Consider the following 23,712-nt stretch of genomic DNA (forward strand, 5'->3'; position numbering starts at 1 on the left):
ACGATGTTTGGTAAATTAAGTTGGGAAGCGATCCCGTTCCACGAGCCGATTGTCATGGTGACCCTCGCCATCATCGCGCTCGGTGGTCTGGCATTGTTTGCAGGCATCACTTATTTCAAGAAGTGGACCTACCTGTGGACCGAGTGGCTGACATCGGTCGACCACAAGAAAATCGGCGTGATGTACATCATCGTCGCCATGGTCATGCTGCTGCGCGGTTTTGCCGACGCCATCATGATGCGTACCCAGCTGGCCATGGCCACCGAGGGTTCGCCTGGCTACCTGCCGCCTGAACACTATGACCAGATCTTCACCGCCCACGGTGTGATCATGATCATCTTCATGGCGATGCCCTTCTTCACCGGCCTGATGAACCTTGCGGTGCCGCTGCAGATCGGCGCCCGTGACGTGGCCTTCCCGTTCCTGAACTCCTTGAGCTTCTGGCTGCTGGTGTCCGGCGTGGTGCTGATCAACCTGTCCCTGGGCGTTGGCGAATTCGCCAAGACCGGTTGGGTGGCCTATCCGCCGCTGTCGGGGCTGCAATACAGTCCGGGCGTGGGGATGGATTACTACATCTGGGCGCTACAGCTATCCGGGTTGGGGACAACGCTGACGGGGGTCAACTTCCTCGCCACCGTGCTGAAAATGCGTACCCCGGGCATGAAGTTGATGGACATGCCGATCTTCACCTGGACCTGCACCTGGGCCAACGTGCTGATCGTCGCTTCCTTCCCGATCCTCACTGCTACCCTGGCTTTGCTGACGCTTGACCGCTACATGGATTTCCACATTTTCACCAATGAACTGGGTGGAAATCCGATGATGTACGTCAACCTGTTCTGGGCCTGGGGTCACCCCGAGGTGTACATCCTGATCCTGCCGGCGTTCGGGATTTTCTCCGAAGTCATCTCGACCTTCTCCGGCAAGAAACTGTTCGGCCACCACTCGATGATCTACGCTTCCGGCGCGATCTCGGTACTGGGCTTCATGGTCTGGCTCCACCACTTCTTCACCATGGGTTCGGGGGCCAGCGTCAACGCCTTCTTCGGCCTGGCGACGATGCTGATTTCGATCCCGACGGGGGTGAAGCTGTTCAACTGGCTGTTCACCATCTATCAGGGCCGCCTGCGTTTCACCAGCCACGTGCTGTGGACCCTGGGCTTTATGGTGACCTTCGCCATCGGCGGCATGACCGGCGTACTGCTGGCCATCCCGGGTGCGGACTTCGTGCTGCACAACAGCCTGTTCGTGATCGCCCACTTCCACAACGTGATCATCGGTGGCGCGGTATTCGGCTACATCGCCGGCTTCGCGTTCTACTTCCCGAAAGCGTTCGGCTTCAAGCTGCACGAAGGCTGGGGCAAGGCCGCGTTCTGGTTCTGGATCACCGGCTTCTTCGTCGCGTTCATGCCGCTCTATGTACTGGGCTTCATGGGCATGACCCGTCGCCTGAACGCCACCACCAACCCTGAGTGGGTGCCGTACCTGTACGTCGCCATGTTCGGTGCGGTGATGATCGCTGTCGGCATCGCCTGCCAGCTGATCCAGCTGTACGTCAGCGTGCGCGATCGCAACAAGCCAGAGAACGTGTGCGACCACGGTGACCCGTGGAATGCCCATACCCTGGAATGGTCGACCTCTTCGCCACCGCCGTTCTACAACTTTGCCGTGCTGCCAAAAGCGGACGTCATCGACCCGTTCACCGAGGCCAAGGAAAACGGCACCGCGTACCAGGCTCCGGCCAAGTACCAGCCGATCCACATGCCCAACAACACCGCGACCGGTGTGGTCATGGGCGCGCTGTTGACCGTGTTCGGTTTCGCGATGATCTGGCACATCTGGTGGCTGGCCATCGCCAGCCTGGTCGGCACCGTGGTGTATTTCGTGATCCATGCCGCCCGTGACGATCAGGGCTACATGGTGCCGGTGGATGTCATCGAACGCATCGAAGCCGAGCAGCACAAGCGCCTGGTAGCGGCCGGGAAAGTCCCCGCCACCGCCACCCGTGTTGAAACCTCGTTGGAACAGGCTTAAACCATGTCGAACTTAGTGACCACTGTTGGACACGCCCATGGTCATGACCATGGGCACGATGACCATCACCACGACTCGGGCGAGATGACCGTATTCGGTTTCTGGCTCTACCTGATGACCGACTGCATTCTGTTTGCGTCGATCTTCGCGGCCTACGCGGTGCTGGTTAACAACGTCGCCGGTGGCCCGTCGGGCCACGACATCTTCGAGCTGCCGTACGTGCTGGGCGAAACCGCGCTGCTGCTGTTCAGCTCGATCACCTACGGCTTCGCCATGCTGGCGTTGTTCAAGGGCAAGAAAAACCAGGTCCTGGGCTGGCTGGCCATGACCTTCCTGTTCGGTGCCGGCTTCATCGGCATGGAGATCAATGAGTTCCACGTACTGATCTCCGAGGGCTTCGGTCCTAGCCGCTCAGGCTTCCTGTCCGGGTTCTTCACCCTGGTCGGCACCCACGGTCTGCACGTGACCAGCGGCCTGATCTGGATGGCGATTATGATGTACCAGGTCCAGAAAAACGGCCTGACCGCCACCAACAAGACGCGCCTGAGCTGCCTGAGCCTGTTCTGGCACTTCCTGGACGTGGTGTGGATCTGCGTATTCACCGTTGTATATCTGATGGGGACTTTGTAAATGGCTAACGCACATTCCCATGATGGCCACGACGCCGGCCACGGCAGCGTCAAGTCCTACGCCATCGGTTTCATCCTGTCGGTGATCCTGACCGTCATTCCGTTCGGCCTGGTGATGTACCCGACACTGCCCAAGAGCCTGACCCTGTGGATCATCCTGATCTTCGCCGTGGTCCAGGTACTGGTGCACCTGGTGTACTTCCTGCACCTGGACCGCTCCGCCGCCCAACGTAACAACGTGGTCGCGTTTGTCTTTGCCGCGATCGTGATTGTCCTGCTGGTTGGCCTGTCGTTGTGGATCATGTTCAGCATCCACACCAACATGATGGCGCACTGAGGAAAGTCCGGATGTCCTTAAAGCACTTTATCCAAATCACCAAGCCGGGGATCATTTTCGGTAACGTGCTTTCTGTGGCAGGCGGGTTTTTCCTGGCTTCGAAAGGGCATGTCGATCTGGCCATCTTCCTGGCGGCGATGATCGGCACTTCCCTGGTGGTGGCGTCCGGTTGCGTGTTCAACAACTGCATCGACCGCGACATCGACATCAAGATGGAGCGCACCAAGAACCGCGCGCTGGTCCAGGGGCTGATCCCGGTGCAACTGGCCCTGGCGTTCGCCACGGTGCTGGGTGTGGCCGGTGTCGCGCTGCTGTATCGGGTGGCCAACCCGTTGGCGGCGCTGTTCGCGGTGATCGGTTTTGTCATCTACGTCGGCCTCTACAGCCTGTACCTCAAGCGCAAGTCGGTGCACGGCACGCTGGTGGGCAGTTTGTCGGGGGCGATGCCGCCGGTGATCGGCTACGTGGCGGTGAGCAACAGCTTCGACATGGCGGCGCTGACGTTGCTGGTGATGTTCAGCCTGTGGCAGATGCCGCATTCCTATGCCATCGCGATCTTCCGCTTCAACGACTACCTGGCGGCCTCGATTCCGGTGCTGCCGGTCAAGCGCGGCATCCGCGTGGCCAAGAAGCACATCCTGCTCTACATCCTGGCCTTCCTCGTGGCGACCTTGATGTTGACCTTCAGCGGCTACGCCGGCATGAGCTACCTCGCCGTCGCCGCCGCCATGGGCATGTACTGGCTGTACATGGCCTGGACCGGCTACAAGGCGGTGGATGACACGGTCTGGGCACGCAAGCTGTTCGTGTTCTCGATCTTCACCATCACCGCCCTGAGCGTCATGATGTCCCTGGACTTCAAAGTGCCGAGTGAGCTGCTGCTGACGTACGCGCCTTAAGCTTCAGATGCTGCACAAAAAGCCTCGCCTTCGAGAGAAGCGCGGGGCTTTTTGTCTATATAGGGGTATGGATTGGCTGTCATTCGTCGCAATAGATTAGGGTTTGTTGAACTGTAAGCAATTTGCCTATAGTTTCTGCCATGCGTACCCTATTTTTTGAAACGACTACGTTCACCGCCACGGTTGGCCATTACCTGACTGACGATGAATATCGCCTGCTTCAGTCCTATATGCTGCAGCATCCAGAGGTTGGTGACGTCATGCCACGAACCGGCGGCTTTCGTAAGCTGCGCTGGTTCGATGAACGTCGTGGCAAAGGGAAGCGAGGTGGGTTGCGAGTCATTTACTATTGGCTCATGAATGATCGTCAGTTCTGGATGTTTGCGATTTATGACAAGGACGAGTTGGAAAACCTGACCTCCGAGCAAGAGAAGACGCTCAAGCGCGCCATAGAAGCTGAGTTGAAAGTGCGAGGTACCTTATGAAAAAACGTGATCTGTTTGCCGAGATGATGCAAGGCGTCGGGGAGATGGCCGCTCAACGGGAGGGCAAGATTACCCTTCGCCAGATATCGATCGAAGACAAACCGGTTCCCGAGGTGTCGGCGCAGGAAATCGTAGCGTTGCGCGACAAGCTCCATATGTCTCAGGCCGTTTTTGCCAAGAGCATCAGGACCAGTCCTGGCACCCTTAGAAACTGGGAGCAGGAGAAGTCCAAACCCAATGCCCAGGCGGCTCTTCTGATCAGGCTGGTCGAGAAGTTTCCAGACATGGTTGAGCGGCTCGGAGCGGTTTGAGACGATCCTCTCATTCCCATGAAAAAGCCCCGCCTTCGAGAGAAACGCGGGGCTTTTTCATGGACGTTGCCCGGGCTGTCGATGTTCCTGTGGGAGCGAGCTTGCTCGCGATAGCGGTGGTTCAGCCTGCATGAGTGCTGGACGGCTTCATCGCGAGCAAGCTCGCTCCCACAGCGGCCTCGGGTGAGGCTTATTGCTGGGCGATGCTGTAGCCGTCGAATGCCTTCTGCTGTTGCAACGCAGTGACGATGCTTTTGCGGGTGGCCTGTTGTTCGGTGCCGTCGTTGTCCAGGAAGGTTTCGTTTTCCAGCTCGGCTTCTTCGCCTTCGCCGACAAAGCTGAAACCCAGGAACTCGAAGGCCTCGCGGTCGACGTTCGGCTTGGAGCGCGGCGTGCGCAAGGGCAGGGTGACGCTGATGCCGTCCTTGCTGATGACAAACACTTCCGCTTCCTTCTTGGCCCGCGAGGCTTTGCCTTTGCTGCCGCTCGGGTTGCTGATGGCCTGGTGGGTCTGGTTCAACACTTTCAGGGCCAGGCCGTAGACCAGTTCCTGAAACGATGGGTCGTCCTTGTAGCTGGAGAGGATGCGGCTGATCGGGAAGCGGCTGCTCAGGTCTTCCAGGGCCGCGAAATCGGCGGCTTCGGCGTCCTTGAGCTGCTTGAGCTGGCCCATCAGTTCGTAGGCCTTGTCGTCGTCGAAGGCATCGTGGGCCTGGCGGATAGCATTGCGCAGCTCGCGGATCTGGTCGCTTTCGCGGTTCGACTGGAACGCATCGAGGACCATCTCACTGATGTTTTTGGCCAGGGGCAGATGCTGTGAAAGATTGATGGAGTTTTCGTATTCCGCTTTGGACGACAGGGTGACTACGGATTCAGCGGTGTTGGAATCGGACATTGAAATTTCACTACTTCTGTTAGCGGGATGAGGCGAGAAAGGCATAGCGCTTTTTTCTGGTCGCCTAATCTATTGGACGCGAGCGGCGTTGTCACGGTTGAACCGGCGACAGGTCGGCATTTGTTGCCGGTCGCGGGGTTCAGCCGCGCATCAGATCGTTCAAGCGCAATGCATTGGGGATCGCGGCGCCACTGGCCGTGTTGTCGAAGATGCACCAGGTCGGTGTGTTTGGCTCGGTCTTCAACTGCCGGGCGAGCTGCTCTAGCCAGGCATCTTCATAGTGGGAGTAGTAGATTCGCGGTGACCCGTGCAACCGGTAATAACGAACACCGGGCCAGCCAGCTGGCAGGTCGCAGCCGGGCAGCGGCGACGGATCGGCGGCGACACGGCCGATGTGTTGCTCATCCAGCAGCGCCGCGACGGATGGCGCAAGCCAACTCGGATGCCGGGGCTCAAGCACCGCGAGGCCTTGATAACGGTCACGCAAGGCAGTGAAGAATGCCTCGGCCAACCTGGCGTCGAAGGCAAGCGATGGCGGAAGCTGGATCAACAGGCAGCCCAGCTTTTCCCCTAGCTGCGAGCATTGCCCGAGAAACTCATCCACAAGTCCTGCGCAATCGAACAGACGTCGCTCATGGGTGATCTGCTTCGGCACCTTGACCGAGAACCGGAAGTCCGGGGTGACGCTCTCTGCCCACTTTGCATAGGTGGCGGGGCGGTGTGGGCGGTAGAACGAACTGTTGATCTCCACGGCCGGGAAGCGAGCGCTGTAGCGTTGCAGATGAGTACCTTCAGCGGGAAACGACGGCCAATGCTCCCGGGGCAATGACCAGCCGGCGCAACCCAGGTAAAGATTGGGAGGAGAGGGGGATCGAGTCGACAAGGGCAAGCACCTGATTGCAAGCGTTACAACCTATGACCGCCGTAGACGCCGCAAAGATGCATTCATTTTTTTGCCGGTGTGCCGGGCCAGGCTCATTTGCAGATCACATTCTTGCCCGCCATCTTGGAGCGATACAGCGCCTGGTCCGCCCGGTCCAGCAGCGCCGCCTGCTGCTCATCGTCGAAGCGCTGCACCACACCGAAACTCATGGTGATCTGAAAATCCCCCACCGGCAGCAGGTCGGACAGTCCGCGGCGAATGGTTTCGGCCATCAGGCAGGCGTCGGCCAGTGAGGTGTTGGGCAAAATCATGATGAATTCATCACCGCCCCAGCGCACCAGCAAATCGCCGTCGCGCTCGCAGCGTTTAACGGCCTGCACCACTTGCACCAGCGCCGCGTCGCCGAACGCATGGCCGTAACGGTCGTTGATGTCCTTGAAGTCGTCGACGTCCATGGCGATCAGTGACAAAGGCTCGCGAAAGCGCTGGGTGCGCTCGCAGGCCAGTGGCAGCGCCTGTTCAAGGCGATAGCGATTGGCGACCAGGGTCAGGGCATCGGTTTCGGCGAGCCTGCGGTTTTCGTCGAGCTGGATCTGTAGCTGTTGATTGACCCGGGACAGTTCGCGGGTGCGCTCTTCGATGACGGCTTCCAGGGACTGGTTGCGCCGCTCCAGTTGTTCGAACAGGCGCTTCTTGTCGTCGATGCTGCGATGGGCGCCGATCATGCGAGCCACCGTGCCGTCAGGATTGCGGGCGATGATGTAACCGCGATCTTCGATCCAGATGTAGGAACCGTCCTGCGTGCGGCAGCGGTATTCGGCCTGGTAGCGGTGGGTTCGTTCTTCCAGGTAGCCGTCGAACAAGGCCATGACCCGTGGATAGTCCTCGGGGTGGATCACGCTTTCCCAGGTCAGCACGGTGTTAGTCAATGAATGGGGCAAGTAGCCGAGCATCGTGTACCAGCCGGGGTTGCGGTAGACGAACCCGGTGTTGGCGTTCCAGTCCCAGATGCCGTCGCTGACCAGTTCCAGAATGGTGTGCAGTACGTCTTCATCCAGATCGGACAGATCGAACCGCGGCCTATCGATGTTCGAGGCGTCTCCCATCGTCGTTTCCCCATCAGCCTTGACATCAAAATGCTCGTCCCAGGCCTGAAGAGTAGCCGATGGCGCGCGGGGCCACTAGCGGTGCTGGTGGCCGGCCGTGGGCCAGTCCTTTGTGTCGAGCCGTCAACATCATTGGGCTGCGAACTGAGGTTTCCCCCATTTCTGCAACGCAAACTCGACAAAACTGCGCAGTTTCGGCAATCGGTAGCGATCTTGGGCGTACATTAGGCTCATCGGTCGATGGGGCAGTTGATAATCCTGCAGCAGCGCTACCAACGCTCCATCCTTCAGGTCCTGCTCCACCAGCGCGTCGGGCAGCATCACCACGCCCATGCCGGCCAGGGCGGCGCGGTGCAGGCCCGAAGAGCTGTTGATCAGCATTGGCCCGCTCACCGGCACTTTGATTTCGCCATCCGGGCCGTTGATGGGCCAATGATCCTGGGCGAACCGCCACTCGTCGCCCGCAGGATAGGCGAATGACAGGCAGTCATGCTGTTGGAGGTCGACGGGTTTTTCCGGTGTGCCTCGCCGGGCCAGGTAGGTCGGCGAGGCGCAGATGGTCAGGGTGTAGTCCATCAAGGGACGGGCGATCCATTTTGGGTCTGGATGACCCAGGCGGATGGCGACGTCGAAGCCGTGCTCGAGCAGGTCCAGGCGTTGGTTGGTCAGCACGACGTCGAGCTTGACCTGTGGATGACGCTGGCTGAATTCGGCCAGGGCCGGCGCGAGGCGTTCAGTGCCGATGGTCAGCGGCGCGGTGATGCGCAAGATGCCGGTGGGCTCGCCCTGGGTCTGTTCGGCCAGGCGTTCGGAGTCGACCACCAGCCCCAGCACTTCTGAGCAGCGCTGATAGTAGACCGAGCCGAATTCAGTCAGGCGCTGACGTCGGGTCGTACGGTTTATCAAGCGCACGCCGAGGCGTTGCTCCAATGCACGAAGATGATTGCCCACCATGGTCGTGGACATTTCGCACGCCTGGGCCGCCGCTGTCAGGCTGCCGGTTTCTACCACCTTCACGTAAACGGTCATTGCCTGGAACAGGTCCATTATCAAGCTCAGCTTTTAAATGATTGAAGTAAAGCAGCGTTTATCCAGCACAAGTGGCTAACCATACTGGAAAAAACCACCCGATGGAGCTTGATGCCATGACCGCCGCCTGCCTGATGACCACTTACCAACCCCTGGCACTGAATTTCACCCGTGGCCTGGGTACGCGCCTGTGGGACCAGGACGGTCGCGAATACCTCGATGCGGTGGCGGGCGTGGCGGTGACCAATGTCGGTCATTCCCATCCTCGGCTGGTCGCGGCCATCAGCGAACAGGCCGGCCTGCTGCTGCATACGTCCAACCTGTACAGCATCGATTGGCAGCGGCGGCTGGCGGAAAAGCTCACGCAGCTGTCCGGGCTGGAGCGGGTGTTTTTCAATAACTCTGGCGCCGAAGCCAACGAAACCGCGCTGAAACTGGCGCGTCTCTATGGCTGGCACAAGGGCATCGAGCAGCCTTTGGTGGTGGTCATGGAGAACGCGTTTCACGGGCGCACATTGGGCACGTTGTCGGCCAGCGATGGTCCGGCGGTGCGGCTGGGTTTCAATCGGTTGCCTGGGGATTTCATCAAGGTGCCGTTCGGCGATCTCGCCGCATTGGAAGCGATCCAGCAGGCCCATGGGCAGCGCATCGTCGCGGTACTGGTGGAACCGATCCAGGGTGAAAGCGGTGTGCAACTCGCCCCGCCCGGCTATCTCAAGGCCTTGCGTCAACTGTGCAGCCGGCGCGCCTGGCTGCTGATGCTCGATGAAATCCAGACCGGCATCGGTCGCACCGGTCAGTGGTTTGCGTTCCAGCACGAAGGCATCGTGCCGGACGTCATGACCCTCGCCAAAGGCCTGGGCAACGGCGTGCCTATCGGCGCGTGCCTGGCCCGGGGCAAGGCCGCCGAGCTGTTTACCCCCGGCAGCCATGGCAGCACGTTCGGCGGCAATCCGCTGGCCTGCCGGGTCGGCTGCACGGTGCTGGATATCATCGAAGAGCAAGGCTTGCTGGACAACGCCCGGCGTCAGGGCGAACAGTTGCTTACGCAGTTGCGCGCCGAACTGGCGGATAACCCGAACGTGCTGGCTATTCGCGGCCAAGGCTTGATGATCGGCATCGAACTCAAGCAACCGGTCCGCGACCTGACCCTCTGCGCCGCCCGGGATCATGGCTTGCTGATCAACGTCACCCGGGGCAAGACCATCCGCCTGCTGCCACCGCTGACGATTGACGGGCGGGAAGTGGAGATGATCGTCAGGGGGGTGAGCCGCAGCCTCGCGCGGGGATAAGGTCGGTCCAGGCCCACCAGGCCAGGGCGGTCGCGCTGATCGACGCACCCAACAGGCACACCGCGACCCAACCCCACTGTGCATAAACCTGGGTCGCGGCGCCGGCTCCCAAGGCGCTGCCGATGGAATAGAAGCACATGTACGCGCCCACCAGGCGGCTCTGCGCATCAGGGCGGGCAGCGAAAATGAGGCTCTGGTTGGTGACGTGCACGGCTTGCACGGCGAAATCCAGGGCAATCACCCCGACAATCAACGCCAGTAATGAGGTCTGGGCGAACGCCGTGGGCAGCCACGACAGCGTCAACAATGCCAACGCGATGCCGGTGGTGCGCTGCCCCCATCCTCGATCGGCCCAGCGTCCGGCCCTTGAGGCGGCCAGCGCCCCGGCCACGCCTGCCAGGCCGAACAGGCCGATCTGGGTATGGGACAGCGACAGGGGCGGTGCACTGAGCGGCAACACCATTGCCGTCCACAACACGCTGAACGCGGCGAAGATCAGCAAGGCCAGGACGCCCCGGGTCCTCAAGGTGCGCTCCGTGACGAACAATTTGAAAAGCGACCCGATCAGCCTCGGATAAGACATGCCGGACCGGGGTGTGCTGGTCGAAGGCACTGTCTTGGCGAGCACGACAGCCAGGGTCACCATCAGTCCCGCGGCAACGAAGAACACGGCGCGCCAGCCAGCCAGGTCGGCGATGATTCCCGATACCAGTCGGGCCAACAGGATACCCAGCACCACGCCGCTGGTCACCGCTCCCACCGCTTGCCCCCGTTGTTGTGGTGAGGCGAGGGCGGCGGTGTAGGCGACAATGACCTGCACCAGTACCGCCATCATCCCCACCATGACCATCGCGCCCAGCAACACCGGCCACTGTCCGGCACCCCCTGCGACAGCGAGTGCCACGGCTGACAGCAGGGTCTGGCTGAGCATCAGGCGCTTGCGATCGAGCAGATCCCCCAATGCCACGATGAACACCAGGCCCACGGCGTAGCCCACCTGGGTAGCGGTCACCACGACACCGGCCAGGCCGGGGGCAACGTGCAGGCTTTCAGCGATGGCGTCGAGCAGGGGTTGGACAAAATAGACGTTCGCCACGGCAAATGCGCAGGTGACGGAAAACAATAGCGTCAACGAGCGGCTGAGCCTGGGAGCGTGCGTCCGGGACGAACGCGCAACGGATTCGTTGGATTGGGTTTCCGAAATCATGGGCCATCCTTGAACAATCAGGTTTTGTTTTGAAACCGGTTATTTGATTTCTAGCGTTCCCGGTTTTAATCTGCAACCAGTTTTTTCAATCAAGGAGAGCGGGATGACACAGCAAGCATCGCCGGGCAGCCATGAGTGCCCCGTGGGCCGAGCGGTTGAAGTCATTGGCGATCGCTGGTCGTTGCTGATCATTCGCGACGCCTTTGACGATGTGCGCAGGTTCAGTGAATTCCAGAAGAACCTCGGGTTGGCGAAGAACATCCTCGCCTCACGCCTCAAGGCGCTGGTGGAAGTGGGGGTGTTCGAGACCCGGCCCGCCTCCGATGGCAGCGCTTACAAGGAGTACGCGTTGACGCAGAAGGGCCGCGAGGTGTTTCCCATCGTGGTTTCGCTGCGCCAGTGGGGCGAACGGCATTTGTTCAGTGCTGGAGAAACTCACTCGGTGTTGCTGGACAAGGCGCATGATGAACCGGTAGCGCCGCTTGAGGTGCGCTCTGCCGATGGCAAGAAACTCGAGCCAGGTGACTGTCACCGCCGCCGGGTGACCAAACCCTGAGCGCTCCGGTTTGTGATGTGTAAGTTCTAGGTAAACGCAGCGCAGCGGGCGGAATTTTTAATCTTTGTCGCGTTCCAACGCCAGCCAGAGTCGATTGCCTACGCCCTGGCACTTCAGACAGAAAACCAGGAGCTTGTCCATGTTCACCTCGCGTCGCTTGATCGTTGTCGCTACCGCTGTGGCCCTGTTGTCCGGCTGCGCGTCGCCTAATCCCTATGACAATCAGGGCCAGGCTTCCACGGATTCTTCAGGCATGAGCAAGACCGCCAAGTACGGCGGCCTCGGGGCATTGGCCGGTGCGTTGGCCGGTGCGGCCATCGGTCACGATAACCGTGGCAAGGGCGCGTTGATCGGCGCCGCCGTCGTGGGCGCTTCCGCGGCCGGCTACGGCTACTACGCCGACCAGCAGGAAAAGAAACTGCGCGCCAGCATGGCCAATACCGGCGTTGAAGTGCAGCGCCAGGGCGACCAGATCAAACTGATCATGCCGGGCAACATCACTTTTGCCACCGATTCGGCCAACATTGCGTCCAGCTTCTACCAGCCGCTGAATAACCTGGCCAACTCCCTCAAGGAGTTCAACCAGAACCAGATCGAGATCGTCGGTTACACCGACAGCACCGGCAGCCGCCAGCACAACATGGACCTGTCCCAGCGTCGTGCCCAGAGCGTGGCGACCTACCTGACGTCCCAAGGCGTGAGCGGCGCCAACCTGTCGGCCCGTGGCGCCGGCCCGGACAATCCGGTGGCCAGCAACGCCGACGTCAATGGTCGTGCGCAGAACCGTCGTGTCGAGGTCAACCTCAAGGCGATTCCCGGCCAGCAATATCAGGGGGCGCCGCAGCAGCAGCAGGGGCAGACTTACCAGCAGTACCCGTGATCGCAGAAAGGTAAATGGAACGGGGGCCATGGCAACATGGCCCCCGTTTTTTGTGGCTGTCGCCAACTCCTCTGGCGAGGGAGCAAGCTCATCTCTCGCGACCGTGGCTACCAGGCCGGGGGCGATTCTGGCGGCAGCATCTGTGTCGGTGGCTTGCCGTTGGCGTTGTGCTGGTAGATCTGCGCGGGTTGGCCCTTGTCATTGAAGAACACCTGGCCGATCCCCGCTGAGTTCCACAGCCGTTCCCCAGCCTCGGCGTGTTCCGGGGTGTGGGGGACGATGCGCATGCTGCGGCGCTTGGTTAACCAGTTCAGGGGCGAGCGCGGTGAATAGAGCCAACGGTTCAAGCGGTCGAACCATTCCAGCAGCGCCGGTGGGAATTCATTCTTGATGCCGCTGCTGGTGATCTGCCAGATGCGTGGGCCGCCCTTGCGGTGTGGGATCAACACCTCGTAGACGAAGGAATAATGCACATCGCCCGACAGCACCACGTAATTACCGGGTGTGCGCGAGTGTCGGAAAATGTTCAGGATGACTTGGGCCGCGCCGCGATGGGCCATCCAGTTTTCCGCGTCCACCAGCAGTGGAAAACCGCACCAACTGAACACCCGCTGCACGGTTTCGATCAGCTTGACACCGAAGATCGGCGCCGGTGAAACGATGATCGCCGAAGGGTGATCCAGCAACTCTTGTTGCAACTCGCTCAGGGCTTCCCAATCCAGCAGGCCGGAAGGCTGCTTGAGGTTGTTCTCGCTGCGCCAGCGTCGGGTGCGGGTATCGAGTACCACCAGGGCCGGCGTGCTCGGCAGCACGTAATGCCATTGCTGGAAAGCCAGCAGCGTGTCGATCAGTTGGTCCTGGGGGCCGCTGTCGAGGTAGCGGTCCCGGGCGGTGTCGCCCAAGGCCACGGTTTGCTTGACCACGTCGGCAAAGGCATCGGGGTTATTGCCCCAGCCCTGGCAGAGCATGTAGGCGATCAACGCATTGCCGATGATGCGTTTGGAGAACGGATGGCCGTAGGCCGTTTCTTCCCACTGCGCGGACAGGTTCCAGTCATCGGTAATATCGTGATCGTCGAAAATCATCAGGCACGACAGGTGCGCGAACACCCGCGCCACGCCGTCCAGTCCGGCCTTGAATCCCTCGATGCGTTGTTGTTCCAGGTCGTAGCGCTGGCGCCGCTCGGCGGTCAACTCGGGTGGTTGCGGGGCGACCAGCGTCCACGGCACCGGGGACCATACCAACAGGTACATCGCCATGACTTCAGCGAAGGTCACCAAGTGATTGTCGGCGCTGCTGCTGGTGAAAATCGGCTTACGCGCCCCGCCGAAAAATCGCTCGCGCAGGGTTTCGTTGCTCTCAAGCGCGGGTAATAAATCAGCGCGATGGTAGTAACTGGCCGGGTGTTGATAGAGCTTGGCGCTGTCCTCCACCACCGCACCCTCCAGGCATTCCTCGAACAACCCCAGTCGCTCGATCAGCGCATGAATCGCCCGCAACATCGGCCCGGCGACGTCATCGGCGTAGACCTGGTCGCCGCTCATCATCAACAGCGCTGGCCGTTGCGTCGGCGCCTGGGCCAACAACCGGTCTACGCAAAGCAAGCCGTCGTGGGTCGGGTAATGGGGTTTGCGGCAAGAACCGTGGACCAACTGCTCGATGCGTGAATGCAGCATGAAGTTCGGACACTGGGCCTCGCCATACAGCAAATGCGGCGCCCATTCGGCGATGGGGGCGCCGTCCACCAGCAGGTCATAGTCAATCGCGATGTCCTGGGGCAGCGGGTTGTCGAGGCGCACATCGATCAGATGCACGAAAGCCTGCTGCCCCACCGGCACCACCGTGCAGCGCGACGCATCCAGCCCAAGATCGCCCACGCCGTCCACACGCAGCGTCAACGCCAACGGTCGCGTACCCACCAGCCACATCACCAGCCGCGAGGGCTCCAGCCGCCGCAACAACGGGCCGACGAGAACGGGAGGTAGGGTAGGGATGTGTGGGGTGGACGACAGCATTGGCGGAAAAGGCCCGGTTCAGGAAGAGGCGGGGATCATAACGCAATGTGCTTCGTCGCTGGGGAGGGTTGAGATTGAGGCGCGGTGAGCCCGCCTTTGTGGCGAGGGGATTTATCCCCGCTGGGCTGCGCAGCAGCCCCCAACAATTAACCAGGCACACCGTAGTGTCAGGTTTTAGGGGCGCTTCGCACCCCAGCGGGGATAAATCCCCTCGCCACAGGACAATGGCTGACACCTGTTCGAGTAGCTGTATCACTGGGTGTTGTTGGAAGCCTCGGCCGCCCTGATCAAATCCGGCCCGATTTCCTTTTCAAACTTCGCCCACACGGGCTTCATCTTGTCGCGCCATGCGCTGCGCTCTTGCGGCGTGAGGGTAATGATTTCGGTGGTCTTGGCATCCACGACATGCTGCTTGTCCAGCTGGTTGAACCGTTCCGCTTCCTTGTTCGCATGGGCGGTGGACTCGACCACGATCTTGTCCAGTTCAGCGCGGATATCCGGTGGCAGGCCGTTCCAGAAGTCCGAGGTGGTGATCAGCATGTAGTCGAGGATGCCGTGGTTGGACTCGGTGACGTATTTCTGCACTTCATTGAGCTTCTGGTTATAGAAGTTCGAGTAAGTGTTTTCCGTGCCGTTGACCAGCCCGGTGCGCAACCCCTGGTACACCACCGAGAAGATCATCGGTTGTGCCTTGGCGTTCACCATCTTGAACTGTTCCTCCAGCACCGCGGAGGTCTGTATCCGGAACGTCAGGCCTCGGGCATCCTCGGGCATACGCAGGGGCTTGTTGGCCGACAGCTGCTTCATGCCGTTGTGCCAATAGGCCAGGCCGGTCACGTTCTTGCTTTCCATGGACTTGAGCAGCTTCTGGCCCTCGGGGCTCTGCTGGAAGCGGTCCACGGCGGTGATGTCGTCAAACAAAAACGGCAAATCGAACAACTGCACCGACTTGGTGTATTGCTCGAACTTGGCCAGCGACCGCGCAATGATCTGCACCTCCCCCAGGAGCAACGCCTCCATCTCCTTGTCATCGCCATACAGTGTGGAGTTGGGATACACCTCGACCTTCACCTTGCCCGGCAACCGTTCTTCCGTCAGCTTCTTGAACATCAACGCGCCCTGGCCCTTGGGCGTTTGTTCACCCACCACATGGGAAAACTTGATCACTATCGGTTCAGCCGCCATCGCGTTGGCCCCTGCACTGAGGGCGAGGGTGCAGAGGAGCGTTTTCCATACTGGCTTGAGCATTGCGGGTTTCCCTTTTTTATTTGTCTTTATCGTACGGGCTCATTCAAAACCCGGCGTACAGCGGACAACGGCAAGTCTAGGAGAAAAAACGCCGACTGCAGGATGCCTATCCAAGAGAGGCCCCCGGGCATCTGCTAGGCTAGGCCGTCAGAATTGAGAACCTAGGGAAGGGCGCAGGATGTTTACATTCGATAAATTATGGAACAGCCATCCGCAGATATACGGCGACGCCGCGCCCTGCAGAGACAAAGGCAAAAAAAACTTCAGCGACCAATGTGCGATCAACCTCGGCGTAGCCCTGCGCCGCGCCGGTGCCGACATGGGCCAGCTCAAAAGTGTGCGCCATTGTTGGCAGCATCCCAGAAGCGAAGGGCACATATTGGCCGCTGAAGAGCTTGCCAACGCATTGACCCGCGCCAGGATTCCTGGCTTGCAGCCTATGAAGACAGTCAAAAGTGCAGACTTCGAAGACGCCCTGAAGGGGCAGCAGGGCGTTATTTTTTTCAAGGACTTCTGGCGTCGAGCAAATGAGACCACCGCGGGTCGCAGTGGTGATCATATCGACTTGTGGAATGGCCGGCGCCTGACGGATTGGATGAGTTACGTGCGCATACAAATGGGTTTTTCGATCGAAGGTACGTTCTCGGATTTCCATGACTCCAAGGACATATGGTTCTGGAGGGTCATATGAACTTCATCAAGGGAGCGTTGTTTGTCCTCCTGATCATTGCCCTGGCCGTTGGGGCGTTCAATCTGGTGTTCGTGGCGGTTGGCAACTACTTTGGACCGTTCTACGAAAGTGAGGCGGACCAGAGCCGTAACTTTGCAATCTGGTTGTTCGGCAATGTCGGGGTGGTGATCATCGCGGCGGTGGTCGGCGTCCTCTGGAATCGCCGGCGCAACCCCCGAATTTAGCAGCGGCCACAGCGTTGTAGAAACCTGTGGCGGGGGAGCCCAGGGGTCATCTTCCCTGGGCAAAGGGAAATTCGAGCTCACCGGCAAGACCCACATCGGCGAAATTCCCCAGGTGATTTCCAACCACCTCCTGACCTGCTTTTTTATAGCGGGCACAGACTCTGTGCCCGCTATAAATCCCCTGTGGGGGCGAGCTTGCTCGCGATGACGGCGGCCCATTCAACCTCGCCGCCCAGGCACACCGCAATCGCGAGCAAGCTCGCCCCCACAGGGTTTTCCAGCCCTCAGCGCTATCTTTTTAGCCTTCAAGTCATCATCCCCTCCCGTGGTAAGTGGCCCCCCTTTTTGTGTCTCGTGGTATGACGACATTTGAAGATTCTTCACGAAAAAATAACCTCTTCTTTCAAGAGGGTCTCATTGAAGCGCACATTTTATTGAATTTCAGGGTTGACAGCTCGCCGTGAACGTCAGAATAATCCGCTACGTTGTATGACGACATACAAATAAACAATAACAACTTGGTGCTCCTCCCCTATGAGAATCACAGGCGTTCACGTCGAAGTCTTTTCCACCCCTTCGCGCCGCGCTCAGGACAGTGCCGGCCATGCCCATCCAGGCGATGAGGTCATGATCAAGATGGCCTTGCTGCGCATCGGCTGCGACGATGGCAGCGAGGGTTATGCCTTTGGTCCGCCTGAGTTGATTCGTCCGCACATCATCGAGTCCTTCGTGCGCAAGGTGCTGATTGGCCGCGACCCGATGGATCGCGAAAGCATCTGGCAAGACCTGGCGCACTGGCAGCGCGGCAGTGCCGGACAGTTCACCGACCGGGCGTTGGCGCTGGTGGAGCAAGCCTTGTGGGACTTGGCCGGGCGCAAGCTCCAGTTGCCCGTGCACAAGCTGATTGGTGGTTATCGCGATAAGGTCCCGGCCTACGGTTCCACAATGTGCGGTGACGATCTGCCGGGCGGTCTGTCCACGCCGGATGAGTACGCCCAGTTCGCCGAAAAACTGGTCCAGCGCGGCTACAAGGCCATCAAGTTGCACACCTGGATGCCGCCGATATCCTTCGCCCCGAATCCACAAATGGACATCCAGGCCTGCGCCGCTGTGCGTGAAGCAGTGGGACCGGACATCGCGCTGATGCTCGACGGTTATCACTGGTACAGCCGCATGGATGCGCTGACCATTGGCAAGGCCCTGCAAAAGCTGAATTTCGCCTGGTTCGAAGAGCCGATGATGGAAGACTCGGCGGAGTCCTATGCCTGGCTGGCGGCCAACCTGGACATCCCGGTGCTGGGCCCGGAGAGCATCGCCGGCAAGTTCCACAGCCGCGCCAGTTGGGTCACCCAGAAGTCCTGTGACATCCTGCGCGCGGGCGTGGCCGGGGTCGGTGGCATCGGGCCGTGCCTGAAGGTGGCGCACCTGGCCGAGTCGTTCGGCATGGACTGCGAAGTACACGGCAATGGCGCGGCGAACCTGGCAGTGGTCGGTGCCATCAGCAACTGCCGCTGGTACGAGCGCGGCTTGCTGCACCCGTTCCTCGACTATGAAGAAGTCCCGGCGCACCTCAACAGCATCGTCGACCCCATGGACGCCGACGGTTTTGTACACCTGTCCGATCGACCGGGGTTGGGCGAGGACATCAACTTCGCGTATATCGAGGCCAACACCTTCTCCCGACATTGATCGTGCGCCACGTCCCAGGCCCATAGCGGCCCGGGCGACAAGTCTTTATAAATATAAGAAAGGACTGAACCATGAATCTCTGGCCCAAGCGCCTGACCAGGCTGCTGTGTGTCACCGTGGCCCTGTGCGCAGTGCAGGTGCCCGTCAGCCTGGCCCAAGGCGAAACGCCCCCCGACCAATTGGTGGTGGGCATGAGCATGATCAACCTGCTGTCCCTGGACCCCGCCGCGGCGACGGGCCTGGAGGTCGCCGAAGTCAACGCCAACGTCTACGACATGCTCCTGGAGCAGGACGCGGCGCAGCCGGACACGCTGATTCCGGCCCTGGCGAAAACCTGGGAGATCAGCCCCGACCGCATGCGCCTGACCTTCCAGTTGCGCGATGACGTGCGTTTTCACTCCGGTGCGCCGCTTACCGCGCAAGATGTCGCCTGGTCGTTGCAGCGGGTGGTCACCCTCAACCGCGCCCTGGCTTCCACCTGGAAAGCCTACGGTTTCACCGCCGATAACGTCGTCAAACTGATGCGCGCCGAAGGGCCGCACACCTTTGTCATGGAGTTGCCACGCGTCACTGACCCGATGCTGGTGCTCAACACCCTGGCCACCTCTCCCAGTGCTTTCATCATCGATCGCTCGGTCGCCTTGCAGCATCAGGTCGGCGACGACCAGGGTGCGGCCTGGCTGGCCACGCACACGGCCGGCTCCGGCGCGTTCAAGCTCGACATCTGGCGCGCCAACGACGTGATCCTGATGAGTCGCAATGACGACTATTGGCGCGGCGCCCCGAAGTTGCGCCGGGTGATCATGCGCAACATGACCGAGTCCCAGGCCCTGCGCCTGATGGTCGAGCGCGGTGACCTGGACGTCGCCCGGGGCATGGCGGCCACCGACATCAAGGCCTTGGGCACGGTCGATGAGGTGCGCATCCAGAGCATCGCCCGGGGCACGCTGTACTACGTGGCGATGAGCATGCAGCAGCCATTGTTCCAGGACATCCGCGTGCGCCAGGCCATCCGCCTGCTGATCGACTACCAGGGCATCAATGATGTGGTGATGCCGCACTACGGCGTGATCAATCAGCGGCCCTTGCAGTTGGGGCTGCCAGCACGCCTGGAAGACCCGGGCTATCGCCTGGACGTGGCCGAGGCCAAGCGTCTGTTGGCGGCGGCCGGTCATGCCGATGGCTTCAAAGTGACTATCCGTTCGCTGACCGATCCGCCGTTCATCAACATCGCCACCAGCCTGCAAGCGACGCTGGCCCAGGCGGGTATCCAGGCGACGATCATCACCGGCACCGGCAACCAGATCTACGGGGCGATGCGCGACCGTCAATTCGACATCCTCGTCGGGCGCGGGGGTGGCGGGGCGGAACGGCATCCCCATTCGAGCCTGCGCGCCCTGGTGTACAACCCGGACAACCGCACCGAAGCCAAGTTGAGCAACTTCCAGGGCTGGCGCACCTCGTTCTTCGATCCGCAGCTCAATCAGTTGATCGAGCAGGCCGAGCGCGAGCGTGACCCCGGGCGCCAGCGCGAAATCTACGCACAGATCCAGACCCTCTACGACCAACAGGCCGGGGCAATCATGCCGGTCTCCCAGATGGTGGACGAAGTGGTGATTCACGCGGATGTGCGCAACTACATCGGCCACACCGCCGCCACCACGCGTCTTCGGGACGTCTACAAGCAGCGCTGAAATCGACGGCCGCACGGCCAAGGCAGGAATGAACATGTCGACTGCATCCTTTTCAATCTGGACCACCCGGGCCGCTTCGGCGACCCGGCGCGGCGGCTCGGTGGCGGTGACGCTGCTGGGGTTGCTGCTACTGACCTTTTTCATCGGGCGAGTGATGCCCCTGGATCCGGTACTTGCCATCGTCGGCCCGGACGCCGACGCCTCGGCCTACGCCCAGGTGTACAAAGAGCTGGGCCTGGACAAGCCGTTGTGGACCCAGTTCGCGATCTACCTTGGCGACCTGCTCCATGGAGACTTCGGCATGGCCTTGTTGACCGGCAATCCGGTCATCACCGACATCGCCCGGGTCTTCCCGGCGACGTTGGAACTGGCGACCCTGGCCATTCTGTTTGGCGTGCTGGCGGGCTTGCCGCTGGGTGTCTACGCCGCGACGCATCAGGGGCGTGCCGGTGACCATGTCGCGCGGCTGATCACGCTGTTCGGTTACTCCACACCGATTTTCTGGATCGGCATGATGGCCTTCCTGGTGTTCTACGCCTGGCTGGGTTGGGCCGGTGGCGTCGGGCGCATCGGCCTGGCCTATGACGGGCTGATCCCGAAACACACAGGGCTGCTGCTGATCGATACCGCCTGGTCCGGCGACTGGGAGGCCTTCCGCAGCGCACTGCGGCACATCCTGCTGCCGGCGGTAATCCTTAGCTTCAACTCGGTGGCCTACATCAGCCGCATGACTCGCAGTTTCATGCTCGAACAACTGTCCCAGGAGTACATCATCACCGCCCGGGTCAAGGGCTTGTCCCAGCGCCGCATCGTCTGGGGGCATGCCTTCGGCAACATCCGTGTGCAGCTGTTGACCATCGTCGCGCTGGCCTACGGCGGCCTGCTGGAAGGTGCGGTGTTGATCGAAACCGTGTTCGCCTGGCCGGGCTTCGGTCAGTACCTGACCAGCAGTTTGCTGCTCGGTGACATGAATGCGGTGATGGCCTGCGTGCTGCTGATCGGCCTCATCTTCGTGACGCTGAACCTGATCAGCGATGCGCTGTACAAGATCTTCGACCCGAGGACTCGCTAATGAACCTGCCCCTTGCTTCCAGCGCCGCCGGCAGTGCCGCGCTGCCCGCTTCGAGTACGGCAGCGCTGGTCGCCAGCACCGTGCGCCTGCTGCGATTCTTGCTGCGCAACCCGATGACTTTCGCCGGCCTGGTCGTCGTCTCGACGCTGATGCTGGTTGCGGTCTTCGCCCCGTGGATTGCCGGCCACGACCCATTGCTGCAAAACCTCGCCGGGGCGTTGCAGGCCCCCAGCGGCGCGCACTGGTTCGGCACCGACGAATACGGCCGTGATGTCTTCGCCCGGTTGGTGTATGGCTCGCGCATCACCTTGTACATCGTCTTGCTGGTGACGGTGATTGTCGGCCCCATCGGTCTGTTGGTCGGCACGGTTTCCGGTTACTTCGGCGGTTGGGTCGATAGCCTGTTCATGCGCATCACCGACATCTTCATCTCGTTCCCCAGCCTGGTGTTGGCGCTGGCGTTCATCGCCGCCCTCGGCCCGGGATTGGAGCATGCGGTGATCGCCATCGCACTGACGGCCTGGCCGCCGATTGCGCGTCTGGCGCGGGCCGAAACGTTGCCGCTGCGCAACGCGGACTTCGTCGTCGCGGTGCAGCTGCAGGGCGCGTCGAGTACCCGCGTGATCCTGCGTCACATCATCCCGATGTGCCTGTCGTCGGTGATCATCCGCCTGACCATGAACATGGCGAGCATCATCCTCACCGCTGCCGCCCTGGGCTTTCTCGGCTTGGGCGCCCAGGCACCGCTGCCGGAGTGGGGCGCGATGATCTCCACCGGACGGCGCTACATGCTCGAAAGCTGGTGGCTGGTGGCGGCGCCCGGTGCGGCGATCATGCTGGTCAGCCTGGCCTTCAACCTGTTGGGCGACGGCTTGCGCGACGTCCTCGACCCACGCAGCCAATCCTGAGGAACAGCCCATGACTGAGATAAAACTTGCCGTGCAGGACTTGTGTGTGGAGTTCCGCAACGCCGGCAAAACCTCGTTGGCGGTGCGTGACGTGTCGTTCACCCTGGGCCGGGAAAAGCTCGCCATCGTCGGTGAGTCCGGTTCGGGCAAATCCACCGTTGGCCGCAGTCTTCTGCGCCTGCATCCGCCGACGGCGCGGGTCACCGCCAAGACCTTGCGCTTCGCCGACATCGACCTGTTGGCCGCCAGCGAAAAGCAGATCCAGGCGATTCGTGGTGCGCGCATGTCGATGATCATGCAAGACCCCAAGTACTCGCTGAACCCGGTGGTGCGGGTCGGCGAACAAATCGCCGAGGCGTACCTGGCCCACCACAAGGTGCCCCATCGCGAAGCGCGCGAACGGGCCCTGGACATGCTCGCCAAGGTGCACATCCGCGACCCACAGCGGGTCTACGATTTGTACCCGCATGAGGTCTCCGGCGGCATGGGCCAGCGGATCATGATCGCCATGATGGTGATCACCGATCCCCAGGTGATCATCGCCGACGAACCCACTTCGGCGTTGGACGTGTCGGTGCGCCGACAGGTGCTCAACGTGCTGGAAGAGTTGGTCAGCGAGCGTGACCTGGGGCTGATCTTCATCAGCCACGACCTGAACCTGGTGCGGAGTTTCTGCGACCGCGTGCTGGTGATGTACGCCGGTCGCGTGGTCGAGTCGATTGCCGCCGCCGACCTCGACCAAGCCACCCATCCGTACACCCGTGGCCTGTTGGCCGCACTGCCCAGCCTGGACCATCCACGCGCCACGCTACCGGTGTTGCAGCGTGACCCACTCTGGTTGAACGCTTGAGGAACCTGTCATGAGCATGATTGAAATCGCCGGCCTGAACCTCAGTTTCGGCACCGGCGCATCACTGAACGCGGTACTGCACGACGTCGATTTGAACGTGGCCGAAGGCGAGGCCTTTGGTTTGGTGGGGGAGTCCGGCTCGGGCAAGACCACCGTGTTGCGCTGCCTGGCCGGGCAGTACCAGCATTGGACCGGCCAACTGCAGGTCGCCGGCCAGGCCGTGACACGCAACCTGCCGCTGAACCACTACCGCACGGTGCAGATGGTGTTCCAGGACCCGTATGCCTCGTTGCATCCGCGCTACACCGTCGATGCCGCGCTGCAAGAACCCTTGCGCATCCACGGCATCGACGGACGCGCGCAGAAGGTCAGCGAGATTCTGCGCAAGGTCGGCTTGAACGACAGCTTCCGTTTCCGTTATCCGCACCAGTTGTCCGGTGGCCAGCGCCAACGGGTGGCGATTGCCCGCGCGCTGATCCTGCGGCCCCGAGTGCTGTTGCTGGACGAGCCGACCTCGGCGCTGGATGTCTCGGTGCAGGCGGAAATCCTCAACCTGCTGGCCGACTTGCGCCGTCAGGAAGGGCTGACCTACCTCATGGTTACCCACGATCTGGCGGTGGTGGCGCATTTGTGCGGTCGGTTGGCGGTGATGCAACAGGGCAGGGTGGTGGAGACGCTCGACAGTCAGCTTCTGGCGAACGACGGTGCCACACACGCCTATACCCGTTTGTTGGTACAAGCCAGCCGCGACATACAGCGCGTGCCCATCGCTGTTTGA

The 23,712-nt window shown here is 61.1% G+C and carries 24 protein-coding genes; 17 read left to right on the top strand and 7 right to left on the bottom strand.

All coding sequences use genetic code 11. The features are described 5' to 3' along the window. Positions 1 to 3 precede the first annotated feature (3 nt). From cyoB to LOY70_RS04985, 6 genes are all read left to right on the top strand, one after another. Positions 4 to 2,034: a cytochrome o ubiquinol oxidase subunit I gene (gene cyoB / locus LOY70_RS04960; protein WP_123415447.1), complete on the top strand. Its 2,031-nt coding sequence runs from the start codon at positions 4 to 6 to the stop codon at positions 2,032 to 2,034. Between the two features lie 3 nt (positions 2,035 to 2,037). Further along, a complete protein-coding gene (locus LOY70_RS04965) occupies positions 2,038 to 2,664 on the top strand; it encodes a cytochrome o ubiquinol oxidase subunit III (RefSeq protein WP_025211926.1) in 627 nt (208 codons plus the stop codon). Continuing rightward, entirely contained in the window at positions 2,665 to 3,000 is a 336-nt protein-coding gene (gene cyoD / locus LOY70_RS04970) for a cytochrome o ubiquinol oxidase subunit IV (RefSeq protein WP_025211927.1), read from the top strand. A gap of 11 nt (positions 3,001 to 3,011) precedes the next feature. Further along, a complete protein-coding gene (cyoE, locus tag LOY70_RS04975; protein ID WP_025211928.1) occupies positions 3,012 to 3,899 on the top strand; it encodes a heme o synthase in 888 nt (295 codons plus the stop codon). 140 nt (positions 3,900 to 4,039) lie between these two features. Next, complete coding sequence (locus LOY70_RS04980) at positions 4,040 to 4,384, top strand: toxin (RefSeq protein WP_092223719.1); 345 nt, start codon at positions 4,040 to 4,042, stop codon at positions 4,382 to 4,384. After that, entirely contained in the window at positions 4,381 to 4,695 is a 315-nt protein-coding gene (locus LOY70_RS04985; RefSeq protein ID WP_123342704.1) for a helix-turn-helix domain-containing protein, read from the top strand. The genes LOY70_RS04980 and LOY70_RS04985 overlap by 4 nt, the downstream gene beginning before the upstream one ends. 190 nt (positions 4,696 to 4,885) lie before the next feature. Here LOY70_RS04985 and LOY70_RS04990 read toward each other — a convergent pair whose 3' ends face one another. The 4 genes from LOY70_RS04990 to LOY70_RS05005 form a co-directional block, all read right to left on the bottom strand. Next, complete coding sequence (locus tag LOY70_RS04990) at positions 4,886 to 5,590, bottom strand: hypothetical protein (protein WP_265033853.1); 705 nt, start codon at positions 5,588 to 5,590, stop codon at positions 4,886 to 4,888. A 139-nt stretch (positions 5,591 to 5,729) separates the two neighbouring features. Further along, complete coding sequence (locus LOY70_RS04995) at positions 5,730 to 6,473, bottom strand: DUF72 domain-containing protein (protein ID WP_265033855.1); 744 nt, start codon at positions 6,471 to 6,473, stop codon at positions 5,730 to 5,732. Positions 6,474 to 6,565: 92 nt separating this feature from the next. Beyond that, entirely contained in the window at positions 6,566 to 7,579 is a 1,014-nt protein-coding gene (locus LOY70_RS05000) for a sensor domain-containing diguanylate cyclase (RefSeq protein WP_265033857.1), read from the bottom strand. Positions 7,580 to 7,708: 129 nt separating this feature from the next. After that, complete coding sequence (locus LOY70_RS05005; protein ID WP_265033859.1) at positions 7,709 to 8,626, bottom strand: LysR family transcriptional regulator; 918 nt, start codon at positions 8,624 to 8,626, stop codon at positions 7,709 to 7,711. 98 nt (positions 8,627 to 8,724) lie between these two features. Between LOY70_RS05005 and LOY70_RS05010 the strand changes: the two genes are divergently transcribed. Then, positions 8,725 to 9,900, top strand: coding sequence for an aspartate aminotransferase family protein (locus LOY70_RS05010; protein WP_265033861.1), 1,176 nt, complete (start codon positions 8,725 to 8,727; stop codon positions 9,898 to 9,900). Here LOY70_RS05010 and LOY70_RS05015 read toward each other — a convergent pair. Continuing rightward, positions 9,866 to 11,107 carry an MFS transporter gene (locus LOY70_RS05015; protein ID WP_265033863.1) on the bottom strand — a complete coding sequence of 414 codons (1,242 nt, stop codon included), beginning with the start codon at positions 11,105 to 11,107 and terminating at the stop codon, positions 9,866 to 9,868. The two genes, LOY70_RS05010 and LOY70_RS05015, sit on opposite strands and share 35 nt — an antisense overlap. Positions 11,108 to 11,210: 103 nt before the next feature. Here LOY70_RS05015 and LOY70_RS05020 point away from each other — a divergent pair, with 103 nt between their 5' ends. Together LOY70_RS05020 and LOY70_RS05025 are read left to right on the top strand one after the other, a co-directional pair. Next, positions 11,211 to 11,663, top strand: coding sequence for a winged helix-turn-helix transcriptional regulator (locus LOY70_RS05020; protein ID WP_265033864.1), 453 nt, complete (start codon positions 11,211 to 11,213; stop codon positions 11,661 to 11,663). A gap of 139 nt (positions 11,664 to 11,802) precedes the next feature. Beyond that, a complete protein-coding gene (locus LOY70_RS05025) occupies positions 11,803 to 12,543 on the top strand; it encodes an OmpA family protein (RefSeq protein WP_265033866.1) in 741 nt (246 codons plus the stop codon). 107 nt (positions 12,544 to 12,650) lie between these two features. Here LOY70_RS05025 and LOY70_RS05030 read toward each other — a convergent pair whose 3' ends face one another. Together LOY70_RS05030 and LOY70_RS05035 are read right to left on the bottom strand one after the other, a co-directional pair. After that, entirely contained in the window at positions 12,651 to 14,558 is a 1,908-nt protein-coding gene (locus LOY70_RS05030; RefSeq protein WP_265033868.1) for an alkaline phosphatase D family protein, read from the bottom strand. Positions 14,559 to 14,810: 252 nt separating this feature from the next. Beyond that, positions 14,811 to 15,806, bottom strand: a complete 996-nt coding sequence (locus LOY70_RS05035) for a TRAP transporter substrate-binding protein (RefSeq protein ID WP_265033870.1) — start codon at positions 15,804 to 15,806, stop codon at positions 14,811 to 14,813. 178 nt (positions 15,807 to 15,984) lie between these two features. Here LOY70_RS05035 and LOY70_RS05040 point away from each other — a divergent pair, with 178 nt between their 5' ends. The 8 genes from LOY70_RS05040 to LOY70_RS05075 all read left to right on the top strand — a co-directional run bounded on the left by LOY70_RS05040 (position 15,985) and on the right by LOY70_RS05075 (position 23,712). Beyond that, positions 15,985 to 16,497 carry a type VI secretion system amidase effector protein Tae4 gene (locus LOY70_RS05040; protein WP_265033872.1) on the top strand — a complete coding sequence of 171 codons (513 nt, stop codon included), beginning with the start codon at positions 15,985 to 15,987 and terminating at the stop codon, positions 16,495 to 16,497. Beyond that, positions 16,494 to 16,721 carry a hypothetical protein gene (locus tag LOY70_RS05045; protein ID WP_123342683.1) on the top strand — a complete coding sequence of 76 codons (228 nt, stop codon included), beginning with the start codon at positions 16,494 to 16,496 and terminating at the stop codon, positions 16,719 to 16,721. The genes LOY70_RS05040 and LOY70_RS05045 overlap by 4 nt, the downstream gene beginning before the upstream one ends. A 534-nt stretch (positions 16,722 to 17,255) precedes the next feature. After that, the gene (locus tag LOY70_RS05050; RefSeq protein WP_265033875.1) at positions 17,256 to 18,410 is read left to right on the top strand and encodes a mandelate racemase family protein; all 1,155 of its coding nucleotides are present in this window, start codon (positions 17,256 to 17,258) and stop codon (positions 18,408 to 18,410) included. A 71-nt stretch (positions 18,411 to 18,481) separates the two neighbouring features. After that, positions 18,482 to 20,104, top strand: a complete 1,623-nt coding sequence (locus LOY70_RS05055; RefSeq protein WP_265033877.1) for an ABC transporter substrate-binding protein — start codon at positions 18,482 to 18,484, stop codon at positions 20,102 to 20,104. Positions 20,105 to 20,138: 34 nt separating this feature from the next. Further along, positions 20,139 to 21,176 (top strand): ABC transporter permease, encoded by a 1,038-nt coding sequence (locus tag LOY70_RS05060; RefSeq protein WP_025211956.1) that lies wholly within the window; start codon positions 20,139 to 20,141, stop codon positions 21,174 to 21,176. Then, complete coding sequence (locus LOY70_RS05065) at positions 21,176 to 22,084, top strand: ABC transporter permease (RefSeq protein WP_265033879.1); 909 nt, start codon at positions 21,176 to 21,178, stop codon at positions 22,082 to 22,084. The genes LOY70_RS05060 and LOY70_RS05065 overlap by 1 nt, the downstream gene beginning before the upstream one ends. A 10-nt stretch (positions 22,085 to 22,094) precedes the next feature. Next, positions 22,095 to 22,934 (top strand): ABC transporter ATP-binding protein, encoded by an 840-nt coding sequence (locus LOY70_RS05070; RefSeq protein WP_265033881.1) that lies wholly within the window; start codon positions 22,095 to 22,097, stop codon positions 22,932 to 22,934. A gap of 10 nt (positions 22,935 to 22,944) precedes the next feature. Beyond that, the gene (locus tag LOY70_RS05075) at positions 22,945 to 23,712 is read left to right on the top strand and encodes an ABC transporter ATP-binding protein (protein ID WP_265033883.1); all 768 of its coding nucleotides are present in this window, start codon (positions 22,945 to 22,947) and stop codon (positions 23,710 to 23,712) included.

The organism is Pseudomonas sp. B21-054 (genome assembly GCF_026016345.1).
Classification (GTDB): Bacteria; Pseudomonadota; Gammaproteobacteria; order Pseudomonadales; family Pseudomonadaceae; genus Aquipseudomonas.